Genomic DNA, 18,707 nt, shown 5'->3' with positions numbered 1-18,707 from the left:
CTATTCGCTCCCGCCTTGAAGCAGATTCTTCGAGTAACGATCAAAGGTTTTTCCACGCATTCGAGTAAGAGAGTACGCGTCCGTGTAAGACAGTCGCCCTTCACGAACAGCGGTGACAACGGCTCGACCGAACCGCCCTCCCAAACGAGTGTTTTGGTTCAAATAGAAGTTGCCGCCGGAACTCTTTTTCTTCGCTGGAAGACGCTCCATGTAATCGTTGTAGAAGCGGAAGAACACTCGTTGATTGACGAGCCCCAATTCTAAAGCACGCCGCCCGATGACGATCGGGCTGACATTGAACTCCCTGGACAAGCTGCCAAACGCATCTTCTAGCGGCTGGTCACGCCACAAGCTTGTAAACCGTTCCGCCGGAACAAGTAGTTCAGCAGCAATCTTATTACACTTGATTTCGAGTTCGTCCGTGGGATCAAACAAATTGTCTTCGTCAAAAATTGCACCTTGGCCCAACCACACGTGAGCGATCTCGTGGGCAACGGTGAACAACTGGGCGGCTTTCACATCGGCCCCGTTGACAAATACCAGCGGGGCAAAGTCGTCAATCAAAACAAACCCTTGGAATTCATCAGGGGCAAGGCTTCGGGTTGGGTCGTTGCCAACAACGCCATTGATAAAGATTAGAATACCTGCCTCTTCGATCAGACCTCGCAACCGTCGAAGGGCGTCCTCGCTACCAGAAAGGCCTCGCGTCCAATCCGTGTCCCACTTTAGATAGCGTCGGATAGATTGAACGATATCCGGAACGTCATCTTGCACCGTAAACTGACCAACGAAAGGCAATTTTTCAACGCCGTTCTCAAGCAGGTATTCTCGCATCCAAACTTGGCGATCCTCCATCTCGAAGATCGTCTCAATCAAATCTGGGCTGGGCCGACGCACTCCTTCGTCGTCGCGAGTCCGGTAGTCCGGCACCGGCAGCGTTTCTTCGGGGGGCTCTGTAAGGAACAAGTACGCAAATGGAACGCGAGCTTTCTTCGCAAAATCTTCTAGCTTGCGATACGTTGGTTGCATATTGCCCGCGATCCAGTCACCAACGGGCTGGCGAAAGTCATCCGCAAGTAGTCCCGATCTTTCGACCGCCCACTCAAGGATTCTCGGTTCGACTTCCACGTAGTTTGGCATTCAGGCTTCGGAAAATTCTGGCGATTGGTTTACGGCTATCAGTCTATTTTCGTCGAGTCGGGGGTTGAAGTCAAAGTTCAGGTCAATTTCGCGGATTGGCGGGATTGCATCGACTGTAACTTAACGCGGCAAATCGGTATCCGTCGATGAGGACAATTGGTCGCTTTCCTTCAGCGACAGATTCCCGAATTGCGGCTTTCGAGAAATGTCCAGTCGTAACCACCGCACCACTCGCGAACGGTGCCAAGCTGCCACGCAGGTTCGCAACGTCGGGACGACCGACCGCGTGAAGCCAACGTTTAGCTTGAATTTGCAGTTGCATGTCGCCCAGCGGCCACATCGCCTCGCCAGCAAAAGCCGTCACATCAATTCCGCCATCGTTTGAATATTTCGTTACGCAGACGTCCCGAAAGCCGCTCGCGGCGACAACATCACGCACTGTTCGCTCGAACGCTTCAGGATGAAGTTCGAGCAAACGCTTTCGCTCTGTTTCGACGATTGCAGGGTCCATCGAGCCATCTTCGTGGGAATCAATCTCGCGATCATCGTCGTCGGTTGGTTCTGACAACACGGACTCACCAACTACCCGATCGTCTGACGGGTCAACAGGAACGTCGATCGCATGAACACGCAGGTCAAATTGCCACACGGATCGCAGGTCGCCCCGAACATCAATCTGTTTACTCGGGAAATAGCGCAAGAACTGTAGCAGTCCCATGAACTTCCATTGCCTTGGATTGCCACGGCTCTCACGCCGCGATGTCATGCGTGAAAAACAATAGATCGGAAAGCGATGTTCGACCTGCTGCGGTATCCGTTGATTGACGCCGCTCAACGCTTGATCGCCTTCTTTGCCCGCAGCCGTGTAGACGAGAACATCACCTTCGATACGGTCCGAGTACGGATTCTCGCTAGTCGATTGCCGCGAGTGTGATTGGGTCATCACAACCAACCGATGCGGTAGCTTGTCTTCACCGAGCGAAACGCGAATCCCGCCCGAGTTGCCAACCGATAGTTGGGTGTAGATTTCTTCGTTGGAATAGAGCTCGCCGACACGAAAGACAAACGACTCCATATTACTCGTCGCCGCCAAGCAAAGATGCCTCGGCCATGCCTATCGCTTCGGCCAGTTCGTTAGTGTCACTCTTTAATAGGTCGCGATACGATTCGCCAAAAACATCAGGCTCAACGAGATGTTCAATCGCTTCCTCGCAAGACAACAATGCGTCTACCCTCGATCGCATTGTTTCACATTCGCTTCGCAAACGTTCGATCACTTCTTTATCGGTCATCTGATCCCCACGCTCCGTTCGGCTAGTTTCCTGTGACTCCTTCGTCTCGCACTCCCAAACGACCAAATACCGCCAACCCAACCGGGTCAGCTTTCGTTTCGTTTGGGAGTCACGACGTTTGTTGCCCTCGAGTTTGTCCGTCCAGAATTGAACGCGGGTTTTCGGCGTTCGGCACTGGGGGCAACCTCGATGGCGGTGCCAGAAACACCCGTGAACGAAGATCACCTTGCGGCGACTCGGGAACACCAAGTCGGGGCGACCGGGCAAGCCTCGGCCGTGCAATCGGTAACGATATCCGAGCGAAAACGTGACGCGGCGAACGATCTATTCCGGTTTGGTATCTTTGGACCGAACCAGCGACATTTGCCGACTGCGTTCGGCCTTGGATAGCGAGTCAGCCAAGAGCGATCACACGAACAACGGGGTAACTAGGCATACACTTTAGCGTACGCATGTACGCTATGGCAGGTGCCAGCGACCGCCACTAATTGCTGCGGTTTGCCTGTTTTCGCCGTGTCGATGGTTTTCGCGATCGTTTTGGCGATCGTCGCCGAGATGCGGGTCGGTTCGCCGGGCAGCCGTCGCTCTCGAAACCACGCAGTTTGCGTAACGCTCGGAAGATAAAGAACAACCACGGGAACACGATCGCCACTGCGCCACCGGCGAAGCCGAGCCATTTGCCCAGCAGCCACCATGCGAAGCGGTCTTTGGCGTTGTCGATGCGGTCGCGGATTAGGCGGCGATTCCAGCGTCTGGGATTGTTCCAAGGGTGGAAATCGTCGTCGGTACGGTCGGCGTCATCGCCTTCGTTGTCGGTAAATCCCCCAGCGATCTAAGAACGCTCGCAATCGATCGCCGCGAAGCAAGCCCGAACGCTGCTCTTGCAACTTGCGATCAACGAACACCATGAACGTCGGCGTTGAATCGACTTGGTATCCTTTCTCGTTGACGTAGTCGATGTCGGCTCCGGAAAGAGGGAAAAGGCTAGTTTTCAAAATGAAAACTCGTACTGCTTGCAAAACCGAAGAATTACCCCGTTCCCCTTTTCCTGGTCCAAGACGCAACCGAAAAAAACACCCGCGAGCGAAAGCCCCGTAAAACACGGGTCGAAACGCAAAAAAGCCGATGCGGGTGCATCGGCCTTTGGCGTTAACTGGTGGGCAGCAGCATTTCGCTACTGTCCACGAAGGCTCCCCCGGCAGGACTCGAACCTGCTCGGTGTTTCCCAACGAAAAGGGGATGGCAAGAGTATACCCGAAGCAGAATGCGAAGCAATCTCAAATTGCTCCACTTTGCGCATCGTTCTGCAATCGTGGTCCACTCTGGACGACGTGACCAAAGGGATCATCAAAACGATCGTTCAGAATCGGGCTTCGACGCGATGATTGCTGCTTGATAGAATGAAGGTCGCCCAAGTGTCCCAGGAGAAATCGCAAATGAGCCAATCACTTTCCCCCGAAAACGAAGCCTACGTCGATGGACAGGTCGCCGGCGGCGTGTTCGCGTCACGTGACGAAGCGATCGACGCGGGCGTTGGTTTGCTCCGCAAACGCGAAGCGTTGGTTCAGCGATTGAAAGAGAGCCGACGACAACTCGATGATGGACAGTTCACGGAGTACGACGACGACGCATTGGCTGCTCGTTTCGATGAATTGAAAGCGAAGGCGGCGACTCGGTCGCAGTCGTGAGCCGCTATCGTCTGTCCGACGACGCCAACGCGAATCTTGACGAGATCGCCGATTGCCCGAGCAACGCCGTTGCGATTCTCGAAGCGTTGCATAGCACGTTTCAAGTGCTTGCCGATCACCCGAACGTCGGCACGCTCCGCGAAGACCTGCTGCCCGGCATTCGCGTGTTCTCGCCACCGCGACCGGCGAACGACTATGTCATTTTCTTCTACCCGATGCCTGGCGGCATCGAAGTCGCCAACGTGATCCACGGGTCACGAGATTGGATCACGATGTTTTCTGACGGCGTACCAAAATCGAGTAGATAGTTTGTTGGAGCCGCGGTTGAGCACGCCGAATAGAGACGAAGGCCTCGAATTGCCCGATCGCGTAGCTTTTGATGGTCGATCTTGGAAAGTCACCCTGTACGACAACGGGAAACATAGCTACCTGGTTCTGTCCGGCGATCGGGTTCGGTACCTCGCAACGGAAGTTGATAGCCAATTTGGTATATTCCAGGTCGAAAACTCCAACGGACGGTGCGTCGGCCGTCTTATGAAGCACGGCGAAACATTCTTGCAATGCTGAATTTAGTCTGCGATCACAAAGCTGAGGTCGCCGAAGGCGATCGGTTTTTCTTCGGCGGCAGGATGCCGCCGCACACCGGGCACGATGCCCGCCACGCTGGACGACTGACTGGACTCGCGGCGGCGAAGCCGACGGCAGCGACGGCATGGATGCCGTCGCCCACATTGGGCACGATGCCCGCACGCTGGTAGCTGCCGGCAGGCACGCCGATCATGGAGGGTCGGCGGAGAATGGGCGGTCGGGGCATGGATGCCGCCGGAACGCAGGCCATGGAAGCGGACCAACACGAACAATGTTTGAACCGCCAATCAACTTGACCGAAGCGAACACGGTTTGAATCACCAGACCGCGAGCGGTGGCCGGAGTGCAGGCCGAGCGAAGCGAGCCGGCCGCCCGTGCCCGAGGGCATCGGGATCGGCAGGGAAGCGACCGACCGAAGCGAAAGAGTTTGCACCTCGATTGATTCTCCAACACGAACAAGGTTTGCACGACGAACGATGGGAGCGTTGCCGATCCCGACGGCGGACCAACGGGGAACGGTCTGAACCACCAATGAACTGAATCGAAGCGAACCAACATTGAATCGCCAGCCCGCCAGCCGCCGAGGGCACCAGGGCAGGATGCCCGCAAGGAAACGGCGAAGCCATGGATGGCGCAGCACCGCTCGTGAAAGTGCGGGGGCAGTTCGCACCACGGCCCCACCCGACCGAAGCGATTGACGTTTGAATCTCGCTTGCGGACAGCCTGGCGTCGGCGGCAAGGATGCCGCCGAAAGATGGGCCAAGGATGGCCCGAGCGCAGCGGATGGTGGTCATCGCGTAGCCGTAGCGGATGTCGTCGCCGGAGTGAGGAACGAACGCAGGCGGCGGCAGTAGCGGAGGCGAAGTGATGACGTCCATCCGCGAAGCGGGAAAACAACAGACGTAGGCGGAGACGTTCTGATGTTGTCGGCGCAGTGAGGTACGAACGGAGACGGCGACATCAGTACGTCGTAGCCGGAGTTCCTACTTGGTAGAGAACGGCTGAACCACCGAAACGCTCTCCACCGGGAAACCGTTTGACCAACGCTTGCGACCGCTCTGGGCCGTGTTGCGAACTGGGCCGCAAGGCCCGGTCACGACCGGCCCCGCCGGTCACGGTTCGACCGGGTAGTGAAGTTCAACGGCGTCGTAGATCGCGTCGATGTAGCGGATGTGTGCCCATTGGACCCAGAACGGCGGAGTGTAGTCGTAATCGACGAGCCAGAGCCATTCGACGGGAACGCGGTGGAGCCGCGTGTAGCGGATGAACCCACCGGACATCATTCGCATCGCGAAAGCGATGTACAACACGGCGAGCAGCAGGACCGAGTAAACGTGCGAAAGCACGGCGACAACCAAGTCCCGACAGGGACGACGACGGCGAACGAAGACGGGGATGTCGGAATCGTGAATGTGCATAGCGAAGAGAGGGAGTGAAGGTCGGGAGCGAAAGGTCGAACATCGGCCCCCCGCACTTGTGCGATGGGGGGGCCGATGTTTGACCCGAGCGGACGACCGGAACGGACGAACGCAGCGGTGGCATCGCGTTCGACGTTGACCCTCGAAAGAAGTTGGCTACCCGCTTGCGGACAGCCTCAACCGGGCTTCAAAGCCCGGTGGCACGGACGATGCTCCAAGGCATCGTCACGCTGGATGTACTCCAACCCAAACAGCATTGCCCCGCCGTGAAAGCGCTTGATCGGAACAGAGACTTGCTCGATCGTTTCGGCGGCACTGGTAGCGTCGCCTTTTGCAAGACGGTCGACGCTAGACTGATCGAAAGCGATTCAGTGGCTACTTGTACTCGGTAAATCCATCGAGCAAGTCTTGGCACGACTTCGGTTCGTACTTCTCAAAGCTCTCCTGGTCGACAAACACGAAGTCATACTTCGCACCATTGGCGACCTGGTTCACATCATCGCACCACTGTTTCAGTCGAGCCATCTTCGGTGGAACATCCAAATCTTCTTGCCCCTTTGTCTCCACAATCAAAATACGTCCGTCTTTCAATCGAACGATGAAATCGGGGTAGTAGTTTGAAATGTTCCCGTCTGCGTTGACATAGTCCAACTTGAAGTGGACCGCAAAATAGTTCTTTGCGTAGGAAACCACGTCATCGCAATCTTCCAAGAACGCTGCGAACTGCAATTCCAAGTGGCTATCGCCAACAATTCGGTTGAACACCGATTTCTTTGGCAGCATGTACGCTTGGTCCTTCGTCACGAAAGGCCGTGTTTCGCGAAGTTTGATCGTGCTGCGGATTTCAGCGTCGCCTGATTCGGTGATCGTCAACTCGTTCACCGCATTCTTCATCGCGTTGATGACCGTTTTCGTGGCTGCCAATTCCGACAAATTGCGAAGCGTATTTGGGTCTTCCAAATCAACCGTCTTCCCAAACAATTCATCGCGGACAAACGCCTTCACTTTCGCGTACAGCACTTCGTAGCCGCTGACCAAACGCAATTCACGCATCACCGTTTGGGTAAAGTAGCCGATCACGCTACGCCAATCCGCGATCCCCGCCGTATCCAAGATCGTCGTGTGAGTGATCTCGTCGGTCGTGATGTCCTTGAACACGATTTCGCGTTGTTCTTCCTCGGAGAAACTCTTGTACTCGACCGGCTTGTTGCCCAGTCCGCTGGTCTTCATATCTGCCAGGTTCTTGTATTCGCGGCGGAGTCGCGGCGTCAGCACGGGAATCTCGATATCTAGTGCATCGACGTCCTTCTTTTCATTCTCGTTGTCGACTTCTACCACCAACGGCGTCTTGGGCTTCGTGCCTTCGCCCATCGCCTTGCGTTCCAGCTCAACGCCCTCGGCCTGGATGCCTTCGACGAACTCCATGAACGCGTTGGTGCCGATCACGCTGACGTATTCCTCGGTGTCGCCGGGATACATCTTTCGCAAACCGCGACCGAGCGTTTGTTCGGGCAAGATATTGCTTTTCGCCGAATAGGCCCGCAGGCCCACGATCGTTGTCACGTTGCGAACGTCCCAGCCCTCTTTCAGCATCAACACCGAAACGATCGCCTTGCACGGATTCAGCGGATCATCGACGTTGTTGGCGATCTTGCGAAGTTCCTCGAGCTCTTCTTTCTTTTTGCCGCTGGTCGCCTCGGAAATCTCACCGTTGCTTTTCGTGTGAATCGTCAACACCGCGTCATCGCTGGCCAAGTCCGGATAGTTCGCCGACAAGTAATCCGCCACCTCGTCGCAGTTCTTCGTATCGTCGACCATCACGAACAGGATCGCTTTCTTGCCCAGCTTTTCGTGTTCCTCGTAAGCCGATCGCCACTCGATCACGCCCAGGTCCAGATAGTCCGCGTATTTCTCGGTGAAACGCGAAGACTGTTTTTCCGACAACCGCGTCCGACTGGCCGCGTCGGGCAACACCGGATGCTTCACCACGTTCTGCGAAATCGCCTCGACCAACGGATAGTCCGAAATCGTTTGAACAAAAATCGCACCGTTGTTGTGTTTGGGTGTCGCCGTCACGTCAACTTGCAGCGCAAGCCGCCCGTCCTTTTGCACCAGTCGGTTATGGATGTCCTCGATCGACTTGAACCACGCCAACTTGTTGTCGTGGATGTGATGAGCTTCGTCGTTCAGCACCATCAATTCGTCGATGTCGCGAACGATCACGCCAAGGTCGACTTTGGAATCCGTCGTCTCGCCCGTCGGCCGCTTCCCCAGGAAATAATCCATCGTGTCGTCGTCATCGGGCGACGGGTCGGGTGTATTGTTGTCGTAAACGCGGTGAATGTTCGTCAAGAAAATGTTGCCCGTCGACTGCGTGACTCGCACCTCGTCCTGCAAGTGCAACGTCAACTGGAAATCATCTCGCCAATAGTGGCCATCGAACCCGTTGTCGGGCAACACCGGGTCTTCGTGAAAGATCCTCAGACCTTGGAAATCTTTATAGATGCGGTCCAGCACAATAATGTTGGGAGCGATCACCAGGAAGTTTCGCGACATTTGCGAGTCTTCTTCGTACAGTCGATGGAAATAGCTCCACGCCAGCGCCAGACTCATCACCTTGGTCTTGCCGGCACCGGTCGCCATCTTCACCACCAACCGCCGCCACGTTTCATCGAACATGCCGCCCGAGACAATGCCGCTGCTATCGAAACGCATCAGGTCGTGTTTGTCTTGAAAACCAACTACGTCCATCAGGTAAACGATCGTTTCGATCGCTTCCCGCTGGGCAAAGTAATACTCGAACGCGGCCGTTGTGCCGTCGGCTTGCGGCAACAGGTGTTCGGTCTTGAACCACCAACGCAGCAGCGACGCACTGGTCGCCGACGCCCCGACGTAATCGCTATCGCGAAACTCTTGCACCTTGCGACGCAGCATCGCCACCAACGGCGGCATCAGTTTATCGCTGGTCGTTTCCCGCATCGCTTCGTCAGCGGGAAACCAACGAATCTCGGGGGCCAAGATCGCATGGGGCGACGAGGGGAATTCTGGATGCAGAGCCATTACTTGCCTCCCTTCTTTGCGGTGGTCTTTTTCGACGCGGCCTTCTTCTTGCCGCCTTTCTTTGACGACGCCGGCACGTCCACGTCGACGATCGTCATGGTGTCGTTGCCGAAGATGTCGACCACCTTCACGGCGACTTTGCGGCGACCGGGTTTACAGGAATGGAAAACGCTTTTCAGTTCCAGGCTGCGGTCCTTGCGAGTCCGGAAACTCTGCCACTCGTTTTCAAACACATACTCGCCCGTCCATTCCTCGGTCGATTCACCCGTTTCGGGCGACTGGATACGGATGATCTCGCGTTTGCTCTCGTAGTCGAAATCGACCGACCAGTAATCAATCCAGTCGGTCCAAGTCTTCGTCAGCACTTCGCGGCTCATCACTCCTTTTTTGTCCTTGATGACTTTCACGATCTGGCCACGATCCACGACGATCTTGCTGCCCGCCTTCTTTTTACTGCCCAGCGATTCTTCCGCCGCCGCGATCGACTCTTGCGAATAGAACACCGAAAAGTCCGTCAATTCGACGCCGATGGATTCTTCTTTCAGGTGCGGTCGGACTTCGATGAACGCCACGTCGTGAAAGACGACTTGGTTCTTTTCGATCGCCCGTTTGTCGAACACTTCGGCGGGGATGTATTTGGGAGCGATGTCGATGCCCTTGCCGCGAGCCTCGTCGAGCACGTTGGGGAACAAGCCCATTTCAAACTCGAAGCCCAGGATGTCGACTTTGGTGATTTGCTTCTTGCGACATTCCAAGATGATCTCTTCGACAAACAACCGGGTCACCGGCAAGTTGACCGGTCCGATCGCCACCAGTCGCCCCGACTTCTTGCCGTGAAAGGTGGCGAAACCGTCGGTCTTTTCCGCCTTGTAGGCGTTCAAGATCAATTCCAGGAACGCGGCTTCTTTGGCCTCGAGTTGCTGCTGTTTCTCTTCCTCGCGAAGGTTCGGGTTCACGCCGACAAAGTGTTGCCGTTCGTACTTGCCCAGGTTCAGGATTTCAAAAGCCCGGTAGTCTTGTCCGGCTTCTTTGAGTTCACGCTGAACGCCGATCATACGTTTGCGGGTGGTGTGGATCGCGAATTTGCCAAGGTCACTGACGATCCACTTGCGGCCAAGTTTTTCGGCGACGGCGGCGGTGGTTCCGGAGCCGCAAAAGACATCGACGACCAAATCTCCGTGGTTGGAAGACGCGTTGATTACCCGTTCAAGTAGAGACTCAGGCTTCTGTGTATCATAGCCAGTGTCTTCCTTTGCTTGGGAGTTGACTGGAGAGATACGTGTCCAGATCGAACCAACTGGAACGCCTTGTCCCTCGTCAAGAAAGCGTCGAAGTTGAGGTCGACCTCCCTTTTTCTTCGGCAACTCAATCCTCCCCTCGCCATGCAATCGCTCCATGGTGGAGAATTCATAACGCCAACCCATTGCCGGAGGCTGGTGCCCCCTCCACTCATAAGTCATGTTTGGTCGTGCATGCGGGCTCGTTAGATTGTCTAGCCGGTAACGTCTTCCGTCCTCTGTTTTGTGCGTGTACTTCGAGGCTAAATACTTTTCTTCGTAAGGATTGTATTGTGGGTTCCAAATGAATTTTGCAGATTTAGATTGCCAGATGATGTTGTCGTGAATTATCCCCCAACGCTTACTATCTCCATGTGCTGTAACCCTCTTCCAAGTGATGGCTGCATTTGCTCCTGAGTTACCAAACACCTCTCGTATTGCAGCTTCAACTAGATGCGAAACTTGAGGTCCCATATGAACGTAGATACTTCCGTCTTGGGCGAGTAAGTCTCGGAGCAAAACCAGCCTTTCATGAAGCATTGATATAAATGAATCAGCCCCCTTCCCCCAAGTATCGCGATACGCAATCTCCTCCAAGATACTGGGACGCTTGGTCAGCGTTTCACCATCACCCACCTCAATATCCATCGAAAAGTCCGCCCCGACATCAAACGGCGGATCAATGTAGATCAGTTTGATGCCGCCTTGCTTTTCGATCTCTTCTCGCATGGGGCCGTTTTTGAGCGACGAGAGGATCAGTTTGTTGTCGCCCCAGATCAGCTTGTTGGTCCAGCCTTTGAGTTGCCGGCCTCGCTCGTCCAAACTGAAGAACGTCGGTTGATAGGTCGCCTTGTCTTCGGCCACCGCGTCGGCTTCGGTTTCCGCTCGCGGTTCATCGACTTGTTCGATCGTCTGAAACGGCAGCACGACATTGCAAACCTCGTTGGTCTTGCCGTTCCAAACCAACTCGACTTCGCGTTTGTCCTCGAACAACAAAAACCGATACTTGTCCGGCAACGGCCGACCGGCATCCAAATGCCGAATCACATCCTGCTTTTCCGCATCGCTCAACTGCATCTTGCCGCCGCTGTGCGTTGCGCCGTCACCCGTCTTCTTGACCATAGCCCATTCCCGTTATCAGCCGCCGGGCGTTTGCCCACGGTTCTGTGTTCGTGTCGTCGTAACCGGACGCTAACGCGTGGCGGCAGATTGGGGGTATCCCGCGAAATCAGCCGCCGGACGCCGGCCCGAGGTTTGTGAGGCTCGAGTTTATCAAGCCCGTATCACGACGGGGAAGGCGACGGCATCTGGCCGCAATCAGAGGGATCGTTCCGTGGATCGCCTACCGATCATTCCACAATTGGATGCGTTGGCCTTTTTCCAAGAAATCGCGAGTGGTCAGGCTCGACGGATTTTCTTTTAGTCCATCAAGTGAATGGTGCATTCGCCCTTTCCAGTATTCGATGCAATGCCGCACGCCCCATTCATTAGTGGCATTCCGTTTGGTTTCGTGAATCAACCGCTGAACCAGCATCGACAAGTAGTTTTGAAGATTGTCGAGCAGCGGGACAATGTGTGGGACTTCGCGTCCCTCGTGAACCAGTAGGTTTCGTGCCCGGTAGATTCGGGCAACTTGCCATTCCAGGCGTTGTTTCGACGTTTCCAATCTGGATCGTAGTTGCTTTGGATCATGGAAGATCTTCCAAGTGTCGTACAACCGAAAACGCAACAGCGGATGGTCGGCGAATCTCAGCAGGTCGGCAATCTTGGGGTCGCGACATTTGGACGTGAGCGCAACGAGCATGTCGTCTGAAAAGATGACTCCGTTTTCTGTTTCCCGAAACCCTGATCCATACTGGGTACTGCCAATGGTGTTGCCGAAACGCTGGGTAAGGATGGTCATGTAACGTGTCGTTCGATGAACATGCCGCGAAATAACTAGCGGAACAATTAGCTCGCTAACCCGTTCCATCGTTGTTTCGCCTTCGTGTGAACCCGCCAGCGTTTCGACGGACGACCAAAGATTGACGAACCGAGTTCGCGTGTCGCTGCTGCCCGACGCAAGGGCAAGTTGCTTGACGGCAGCGAGTATGCGTCGATCCACTTTGGTTTTTGAAACGAGTTCAATCGCGTGTTTGATGTCTCGCTTCGCGTTGGTTCGGGGGTAGAGCCGACGAAATGCCTGTTCGCTTTGTACGAAGACTTTGTCCTGCCCGCTCGAAGAAACAAACGCTGTTGGATGCAATCGCAACTCGGGAGGGTTTTGATACAAACTGGCAATGCCGATCGCAAGTTCCAGACGTTCGCGTGCATCGGCAACTGCATGGCGGATGGACTTCGCATCAACATCAACGCGAACGTGAAGCGGTTTCGAGTCGTAATTCGACAACGCAGCGGTGTAATCATCGGGCAGGTCTCTTACGGACACGACCTTGTGACCGCACTTGCGGACAGTCGAGTGCATCCCTGCAACCTCACCAAGAATTGTGAGCGTGCAGGAGTATTCTTTCTCTGATTCCCGCGTCAGAGCAATCATTTGACGAAGGACGTCAACCGGGCATCTGTTGGCCGATTTGTCCAACGGCTCCCAAACGTCGTCGTCCTCTTTGCCGTGCTGAAACGCGAACGTCGCCAAACGACGGAGATTCTCGATTGCATCTTGCTTTCGATTTGGCAATTCGCTGACGGTACTGAGCAACAGCGATTCAAACGCTCGCCAGTAGGATCGGCTTTGGCCGGCGAGAATTCCACCACCCGCAATGATCGCTTCGGGTGTCTTCGCTTTGGCAAGCGACATCGCACGCGATTTGTACGTCGGTATCTGTGAAAGAATCGCGTCTTCGGACTTGATGGCCGCATTGAGTTCAGCTTTCAGCTTCTCGACGTGTGCGACATTGCGGGGTTCATTCTGCCAAAGTCCCCCCATGTCGATGAGTTCTTCAACAAGCGAGGGCACATTGTGCAGTCTGGGCTGGAAAGAATCGGGCGTGAAGCCAAAGAAAAGCTCATGCCAAGCGGCTAGAAGAAAGACCGAGCCGGGATCGTTCGCGTCGTCAGGATTGTCGGGAAGCCACATGGCGTTTCAGCATAAAAAAAGCACCTGCCGTCGGGACAGGTGCTTTCGTATGGTCAGGGCCGAGGGTTTGGAAGTGCACGCACAATCCGCCCCGAAGGCCCTTTGCTAGATTGGTAAGTACGCCTGAATCATATCGGACGAATGGGGTTCAGTCAACAGGATTTTCCTCCCGCAAACAGTGCTCGTCGCCACAAACGATTTCCAGGAAATGACTTACGGCCCGTTCCCCCGCCGGTTGGTCTGTTGGGACTTTCGCGGTCCTCGCGGAGAACGGCGTCGGGTTCGTGCTTTGTTCGCGGGGCAGCCGCCGCCATCGTCGCTACGCAGTTTGCGTAACGCTCGATAGATAAAGAACAGCCACGGGAACACGATCGCTACTCCGCCAGCGGCGAAGCCGAGCCATTTGCCCAGCAGCCACCATGCGAAGCGGTCTTTGGCGTTGTCGATGCGGTCGCGGATCGGGCCGCGTTCCCAGCGGCCTGGGTTCGTCCACGGGTTGAAGTCGTCGTTGTCGTGGGCTTCAGTGTCGGGCTGGGTGTGGTCTTTGCCGAAACCCCAACGGTCCAGAAACGATCGCAACGCATCGCCGCGAAGCAGTCCGGCGGATTGGCTTTCCAGCTTGCCATCGACGAACACCATCAGCGTCGGTGTCGTGCGGACGCGGTAGCCTTTGGCGTTCGCCTTTTCGATGTCCACCGTTTCGTAGCGAACGTCGTCGGGCATCGAACGCTTTTGCAGTTCGCACGGTTGGCAACCGGCGGCGGTCACGAGGACCAAACGCACGCGGGATTGCCAGAGCGGAATCGCATCGTCGGGCAAGTCGGCTTCGATGTCGTCGTGGGACACCTCGCCGCGAACAAACGAACGCACCCGAGCGGCGTTCATGGCGAGTCCGTGGCCATCGCCGGTTCGCCATGCGACCAAGCCGACGACGCGAGAGCCATCGGCGTCGAACAACGGCGAACCAGATCGACCGGGCAGTGCTTCGGGCTTGTAGTAGATCAAGCCGCGAGTTTGCCTAACGATGTGACCGCGTTGCAGGCTGACGGCGGCCCCTCCTTGGGCACCCACCGTCAGCACGGTCGCAGCATCCTTGCTGGCGACACCTGCAAGCGGCACAACGGGCATCGGACCGGGAAACGAAGTTCGCGGCAGTTCGACAATCGCCAAGTCAATCGAAGTGTTGGGGGCGATGTGCGAACGAACGACACGACCAACGATCGGATCGGACCGATAACCCGAGTGTTCAAATTCCAACTTCACGCGGTTGCCGGTTTTGCCGACGACGTGAGCGTTTGTGAGCACGCGGTAGTTGTCCGCGTCGGCATCGAAGATGACTCCACTGCCTCGGGCGTTGCCGGCGAAAATCCGACACGACGCACGCAACGCGATGTCGGTCGAGCTTTCGGGCGGAACCGCAAAAATGACGGCGGGAAGAATCAACAACAGGGCGACAGCAGTAGCAACGCGACACATCAAACGTCCTCCGTGAACGAACAAGCAAACAGGGTTTCCTCCTGCAAGAGTCGCACGTTTTGACGCCGTTTCAATGGTCGAGTTCACGCCCGTTTTGGGTCGCTCGCGACTGTGAAAGACTGCCGACGAACCGGGTTGAACTGAGCCGCCAAACTATTTCGAGAAAAAGTTTCTGCCGGCTGTGACCTAACTTGTCACCGATGTCCACGACCATGGAACTTTCCCGAAAAGATTTTTCGGGATGACCCCAGTGGAACGGAGTAGACAGGAGAAGCACTGGGTGGCAACGGAAGGCGAAGCGAACCTCGTCACTTTGCTGGCATTGCTGGACAGCCCCCGGCGGTCTGGTAGGATTGCTGGCGTTGGTGGACGGGTGAACACCGGGGCGGATTCCCGGTTTTTCGCGTCGCCAAACGAAAGAAGCCCCGCAGGATTGGTGTCCCGCGGGGCTTCAAGTTCGGACGGTCCCGGACACGTCTGAAACGCATCACAGTGCCGCCGTGTGGTAACGCCATTGTGACGTTTCGGCTCCATTCGTCAACGCTTTGCGGCGTCGGCGATGGGCAAGACGTGGAAACGGGCTGCCGGTTTTTCCGTTTCCGTTGTCTTGGTCACCTACAGGGGGGAATCCCATGGCCGAAGCTATCTCCGTTCCGTTGCAACACGGAACCATCGACTGCATCAGTCGAACCGAAGCCGCCAAACGTCTTGGCATCAGCGTCCGCACGCTCGATCGGCGGACCGTCCCGCACGGCCCCATTCGGCCGATCAGGTTTGGTCGTCGCGTTCTGTTTCCCATCGCGGAACTCGATCGCTACGTCGTCGGTGAACTCGCCGCCTCCACCGATGGGGGCAAGCGATGAACCAGCGAATCAACAACACGGTTCCGAGCGTTGCGGAATTGAAATCACTCGCGGCCGGTCGGTGGTTTGACATTCTGATCGCCGCCGGCATCGACGCCGACAAGCTCAACGGCAAAGGGCATCCGTGCCCGAAGTGTGGTGGACGTGATCGCTTCGCCGCGTTCCCGAACATCAATGGACGCGGAGCGGTTCATTGTCGCCACTGCTTCACGAAGGGTTCCAGTCCGTCGCCCGGCGATGGCTTGGCAACGCTGCAATGGATTCTCGGTTTGGACTTTCGGGCAACGCTGGGATGGTTGGCCGATTGGCTTGGCGTGAAAAGCGAAAGCCAATCGAAGCCGCGACCGATCGCACGCCGAACCGTGACCAGTGAACGCGGAACGAACGCCGAACCGCTTGAACCGTCGATCGACTTCGACGATTTGGCAAAACAGTTCTTCTGCGAAATGAGCCGCGAACGTCGAGAGTCGTTGGCCAAGAAACTGCAAGTCGAACCGCGAACGCTGGTTCGTTTGCGAGTCGGCTACAGCGAAGCGGACCAAGCGACGACGTGGCCGATGGTCGATTCGGGCGGTCGCTGCATCGGATTGCGGCTTCGGGGACACGATGGCGACAAATGGAGCTATCGCGGTGGACGCGGCGGGCTGTTCGTTCCCGACGGAATCGCAACGAAGATTCCCCGGCTGTTCATCTGCGAAGGGCCGAGCGATGCCGCCGCGATGTTGTCGATCGGTTTGCCCGCGATCGGTCGCCCCAGTTGCCAAGGGGCGATGCCCGCGACGGTGAACTTCGTTCGTCGCATCGGATGCCACGATGTCGCCATCGTTGCTGACCATGACGAAGCAGGACGCAACGGAGCGACACGGTTGGCACGGTTGCTGGTCACCGTCGCGAACACGGTTCGCATCATCACACCCGGCAACCCCGGTGACGACGCCCGCAAGTTCATCGCCGGCGGCGGCACGCCCGGTCACTTCGATCAACTGTTGCACGAAGCCGACGCTCTGATGCTGGCCGTCCGCCGCAGCGTCCCAAACTCCACGGAAAGGAACTAGGAAACGATCATGGAAGAACAACAAGAAATCGTCGAACCGCTTTCGCTCGCCATCGAACGCCACGGACGCGGTGACACCGTGACCGTGATCGCAACGCTGGGCGACGAAGAAGTGCACCGCGACAAACTCGATCTGAACCGAGCATCGGATCGGTCGAAGTTTGGCCGAGCGATTCACGCGAAGCTACCACGCTTCACGCCGCTGGAAATCGACACGCAGCTATTGAAGTTGCTCGCCGACATCGAACGGCAACGCGAACGCGAACAAGCCGACGCACCGGAGCAATCGCGGGGCGACGAACTGAACGCGATGGAATTGACGCGGCCGGAACTCATCATCCGCCGCGACTTTTCGGGCATCGTCGTTCCGCGTCTGCTGGGCAGTCGCAACGGAACCGATTGCGTCTGGACGTTGTACGCCAAGTCCGGCGGCAAACGATCGGCCAGCGAATTGGAAACCTCGGTGGTCTGCGGCGACCAAGCGTTGCACGTTCACCCGATGCCGCCGCTGCCATCGGTCGCCGATGTGACCGAGCTTTGCCGATGGTCGATGGAATCTCGCAACGCATGGACGGCGGGTAAACTGACGCCGACGACGGCGGAAGTCTTGAACGCCGTAATGGATCGCATCGACCGCTACGTCGAATTGCCAAGCGACGGTGAAAGCGGCTGCGTTGGATACAACGCCACGCTGTCGTTGTGGGTCATGTTGTCGTATTGCTATCCGTTGTTCCCGGCGGTGCCGTACTTGTATCTGGCCGGTCCCGCCGGTTCCGGCAAGACGCGAACGATGGACTTGATCGGCCGCATGGTCTTTCGCCCGATGTTCAGTTCCAACACCACTGCCGCGAACGTGTTTCGGTCGCTGCACGCTCGCGGTGGAACGCTGCTGCTGGACGAAGCCGAACGCTTGAAAGACGACCGATCGCCGGAAGTTTCCGAAATCACGTCGATCTTGCTGTCGGGCTATCGACGCGGCGGACGAGCCAACCGGCTGGAACCATCAGGCGATTCGTTCCGATCGGTTTCGTTCGATGTTTATGCACCGAAGCTGCTGGCTTGCATCCGTGGGCTTCCGCCCGCTCTGTCGTCGCGTTGCATCACGGTGCGTTTGTCGCGAGCCTCCACTGGCAGCCCGCGAGCCGGTCGGTCGCTTGATGATTCCCCTGAAGACGAACAACGCATCCGCGATTTACTGCACGCTTGGATGTTGGAACGTTCGGCGACGTTACTGGTCACGCCGTCGCCCGCATCAACGCTGGCGAATCGTGACGCCGAACGCTGGGAACCATTATTTCGCATCGCCGCTCTTTGCGATGACGCGGAATTGTTGGACTTCGTGATCGGACACGCCGCCGGGCAACTCGAACACGAAGTCGAAGACGCCACACCGGAAGCCGACCCCGCGTTGTTGTCCGCGTTGCATGAACTGGCCGGATCGAAACCACGCTTCACACCAGGCGACGTTTTCGAGTCCGCCAAGGACATCGACCCCGACGCCTTCGAGGACGGTTGGAATCCACGCCGAGTTTCGGCGGTGCTTCGTCGCTACGGTTTCCGCGTTCAGCGATCCAATGGCAAACGCTGGTATCGGCTCAACGCAAGCGAAGTCGCCGATGTCGCGAAGCGATACGGCTACGAACTTTCCGCCAATTCATCATTGGAAGGTTTCTAGTCATGGTCGCCGAAAACAAACACCGGCACTGCCGAGACATCGGCACTACAGGCACTACCGGCACTGATCGCGGCGATTCTGCCGCTCCAGTCACTCCCAG

General features: G+C 56.6%; 17 protein-coding genes and 1 pseudogene. 7 read left to right on the top strand and 11 right to left on the bottom strand.

The annotated features are described in order from the left end of the window. The 4 genes and pseudogenes from RC85_RS09510 to RC85_RS29020 all read right to left on the bottom strand — a co-directional run. Entirely contained in the window at positions 1-1,140 is a 1,140-nt protein-coding gene (locus RC85_RS09510; RefSeq protein ID WP_068261693.1) for an ImmA/IrrE family metallo-endopeptidase, read from the bottom strand. Between the two features lie 82 nt (positions 1,141-1,222). After that, on the bottom strand, positions 1,223-2,215 hold the full coding sequence (locus RC85_RS09505; RefSeq protein WP_068261689.1) for a restriction endonuclease: 993 nt from the start codon (positions 2,213-2,215) through the stop codon (positions 1,223-1,225). 1 nt (position 2,216) lies between these two features. Beyond that, the gene (locus RC85_RS28430) at positions 2,217-2,432 is read right to left on the bottom strand and encodes a hypothetical protein (RefSeq protein WP_068261687.1); all 216 of its coding nucleotides are present in this window, start codon (positions 2,430-2,432) and stop codon (positions 2,217-2,219) included. A 105-nt stretch (positions 2,433-2,537) separates the two neighbouring features. Beyond that, positions 2,538-2,699: pseudogene (locus RC85_RS29020) on the bottom strand (very short patch repair endonuclease); the annotation flags it as partial. Here RC85_RS29020 and RC85_RS28425 point away from each other — a divergent pair. Beyond that, on the top strand, positions 2,643-2,822 hold the full coding sequence (locus tag RC85_RS28425) for a hypothetical protein (protein ID WP_235033169.1): 180 nt from the start codon (positions 2,643-2,645) through the stop codon (positions 2,820-2,822). The pseudogene RC85_RS29020 and the gene RC85_RS28425 overlap by 57 nt on opposite strands. Positions 2,823-2,860: 38 nt before the next feature. Here the strand turns inward: RC85_RS28425 and RC85_RS09490 are convergent, their stop codons facing one another. Both RC85_RS09490 and RC85_RS09485 read right to left on the bottom strand, forming a co-directional pair. Next, a complete protein-coding gene (locus tag RC85_RS09490) occupies positions 2,861-3,199 on the bottom strand; it encodes a hypothetical protein (RefSeq protein ID WP_149752593.1) in 339 nt (112 codons plus the stop codon). 30 nt (positions 3,200-3,229) lie between these two features. Next, positions 3,230-3,427 carry a YbbN family protein gene (locus RC85_RS09485; RefSeq protein WP_149752592.1) on the bottom strand — a complete coding sequence of 66 codons (198 nt, stop codon included), beginning with the start codon at positions 3,425-3,427 and terminating at the stop codon, positions 3,230-3,232. Between the two features lie 441 nt (positions 3,428-3,868). On the opposite strand from RC85_RS09485, the gene RC85_RS09480 reads away from it, so the two are divergent. From RC85_RS09480 to RC85_RS26735, 3 genes are all read left to right on the top strand, one after another. After that, entirely contained in the window at positions 3,869-4,120 is a 252-nt protein-coding gene (locus tag RC85_RS09480) for a ribbon-helix-helix domain-containing protein (protein WP_068261761.1), read from the top strand. Then, complete coding sequence (locus RC85_RS09475; protein WP_068261676.1) at positions 4,117-4,428, top strand: type II toxin-antitoxin system RelE/ParE family toxin; 312 nt, start codon at positions 4,117-4,119, stop codon at positions 4,426-4,428. Before RC85_RS09480 ends, RC85_RS09475 begins: the two co-directional genes overlap by 4 nt. 252 nt (positions 4,429-4,680) lie before the next feature. Continuing rightward, on the top strand, positions 4,681-4,878 hold the full coding sequence (locus tag RC85_RS26735) for a hypothetical protein (RefSeq protein WP_149752591.1): 198 nt from the start codon (positions 4,681-4,683) through the stop codon (positions 4,876-4,878). 942 nt (positions 4,879-5,820) lie between these two features. Here RC85_RS26735 and RC85_RS09460 read toward each other — a convergent pair. The 5 genes from RC85_RS09460 to RC85_RS09435 form a co-directional block, all read right to left on the bottom strand. Then, complete coding sequence (locus RC85_RS09460) at positions 5,821-6,126, bottom strand: hypothetical protein (RefSeq protein WP_068261668.1); 306 nt, start codon at positions 6,124-6,126, stop codon at positions 5,821-5,823. A 375-nt stretch (positions 6,127-6,501) separates the two neighbouring features. Continuing rightward, positions 6,502-9,186: a DEAD/DEAH box helicase family protein gene (locus tag RC85_RS09450; RefSeq protein ID WP_068261663.1), complete on the bottom strand. Its 2,685-nt coding sequence runs from the start codon at positions 9,184-9,186 to the stop codon at positions 6,502-6,504. After that, entirely contained in the window at positions 9,186-11,585 is a 2,400-nt protein-coding gene (locus tag RC85_RS09445; protein ID WP_200836741.1) for a site-specific DNA-methyltransferase, read from the bottom strand. The genes RC85_RS09450 and RC85_RS09445 overlap by 1 nt, the downstream gene beginning before the upstream one ends. A gap of 220 nt (positions 11,586-11,805) precedes the next feature. Beyond that, a complete protein-coding gene (locus RC85_RS09440; RefSeq protein ID WP_068261660.1) occupies positions 11,806-13,539 on the bottom strand; it encodes a hypothetical protein in 1,734 nt (577 codons plus the stop codon). 213 nt (positions 13,540-13,752) lie between these two features. Continuing rightward, positions 13,753-15,015, bottom strand: coding sequence for a trypsin-like peptidase domain-containing protein (locus RC85_RS09435; protein WP_149752590.1), 1,263 nt, complete (start codon positions 15,013-15,015; stop codon positions 13,753-13,755). A 632-nt stretch (positions 15,016-15,647) separates the two neighbouring features. On the opposite strand from RC85_RS09435, the gene RC85_RS09430 reads away from it, so the two are divergent. Genes RC85_RS09430 through RC85_RS09420 form a run of 3 tightly spaced genes read left to right on the top strand, consistent with a single transcriptional unit; the run spans position 15,648 to position 18,607 of the window. Further along, positions 15,648-15,878: a helix-turn-helix domain-containing protein gene (locus RC85_RS09430; protein WP_068261654.1), complete on the top strand. Its 231-nt coding sequence runs from the start codon at positions 15,648-15,650 to the stop codon at positions 15,876-15,878. Continuing rightward, positions 15,875-16,933: a primase-helicase zinc-binding domain-containing protein gene (locus tag RC85_RS09425; protein WP_068261651.1), complete on the top strand. Its 1,059-nt coding sequence runs from the start codon at positions 15,875-15,877 to the stop codon at positions 16,931-16,933. The genes RC85_RS09430 and RC85_RS09425 overlap by 4 nt, the downstream gene beginning before the upstream one ends. A gap of 9 nt (positions 16,934-16,942) precedes the next feature. Further along, positions 16,943-18,607, top strand: coding sequence for a DUF3631 domain-containing protein (locus RC85_RS09420; RefSeq protein ID WP_068261648.1), 1,665 nt, complete (start codon positions 16,943-16,945; stop codon positions 18,605-18,607). Positions 18,608-18,707: the final 100 nt, after the last annotated feature.

This window comes from Rubripirellula obstinata (assembly GCF_001642955.1).
Lineage (GTDB): Bacteria > Planctomycetota > Planctomycetia > Pirellulales > Pirellulaceae > Rubripirellula > Rubripirellula obstinata.
Note: the sequence above shows the minus strand (reverse complement) of the source record. Positions and strands in the feature narration are given on the sequence as shown.

Bases quoted from the DNA above. Each gene is read 5' to 3' on its own strand.
- RC85_RS09510 (WP_068261693.1), bottom strand. From the start codon at position 1,140: ATGCCAAACTACGTGGAAGTCGAACCGAGAATCCTTGAGTGGGCGGTC.
- RC85_RS09505 (WP_068261689.1), bottom strand. From the start codon at position 2,215: ATGGAGTCGTTTGTCTTTCGTGTCGGCGAGCTCTATTCCAACGAAGAA.
- RC85_RS28430 (WP_068261687.1), bottom strand. From the start codon at position 2,432: ATGACCGATAAAGAAGTGATCGAACGTTTGCGAAGCGAATGTGAAACA.
- RC85_RS09480 (WP_068261761.1), top strand. From the start codon at position 3,869: ATGAGCCAATCACTTTCCCCCGAAAACGAAGCCTACGTCGATGGACAG.
- RC85_RS26735 (WP_149752591.1), top strand. From the start codon at position 4,681: ATGCTGAATTTAGTCTGCGATCACAAAGCTGAGGTCGCCGAAGGCGAT.
- RC85_RS09460 (WP_068261668.1), bottom strand. From the start codon at position 6,126: ATGCACATTCACGATTCCGACATCCCCGTCTTCGTTCGCCGTCGTCGT.
- RC85_RS09450 (WP_068261663.1), bottom strand. From the start codon at position 9,186: ATGGCTCTGCATCCAGAATTCCCCTCGTCGCCCCATGCGATCTTGGCC.
- RC85_RS09445 (WP_200836741.1), bottom strand. From the start codon at position 11,585: ATGGTCAAGAAGACGGGTGACGGCGCAACGCACAGCGGCGGCAAGATG.
- RC85_RS09440 (WP_068261660.1), bottom strand. From the start codon at position 13,539: ATGTGGCTTCCCGACAATCCTGACGACGCGAACGATCCCGGCTCGGTC.
- RC85_RS09435 (WP_149752590.1), bottom strand. From the start codon at position 15,015: ATGTGTCGCGTTGCTACTGCTGTCGCCCTGTTGTTGATTCTTCCCGCC.
- RC85_RS09430 (WP_068261654.1), top strand. From the start codon at position 15,648: ATGGCCGAAGCTATCTCCGTTCCGTTGCAACACGGAACCATCGACTGC.
- RC85_RS09425 (WP_068261651.1), top strand. From the start codon at position 15,875: ATGAACCAGCGAATCAACAACACGGTTCCGAGCGTTGCGGAATTGAAA.
- RC85_RS09420 (WP_068261648.1), top strand. From the start codon at position 16,943: ATGGAAGAACAACAAGAAATCGTCGAACCGCTTTCGCTCGCCATCGAA.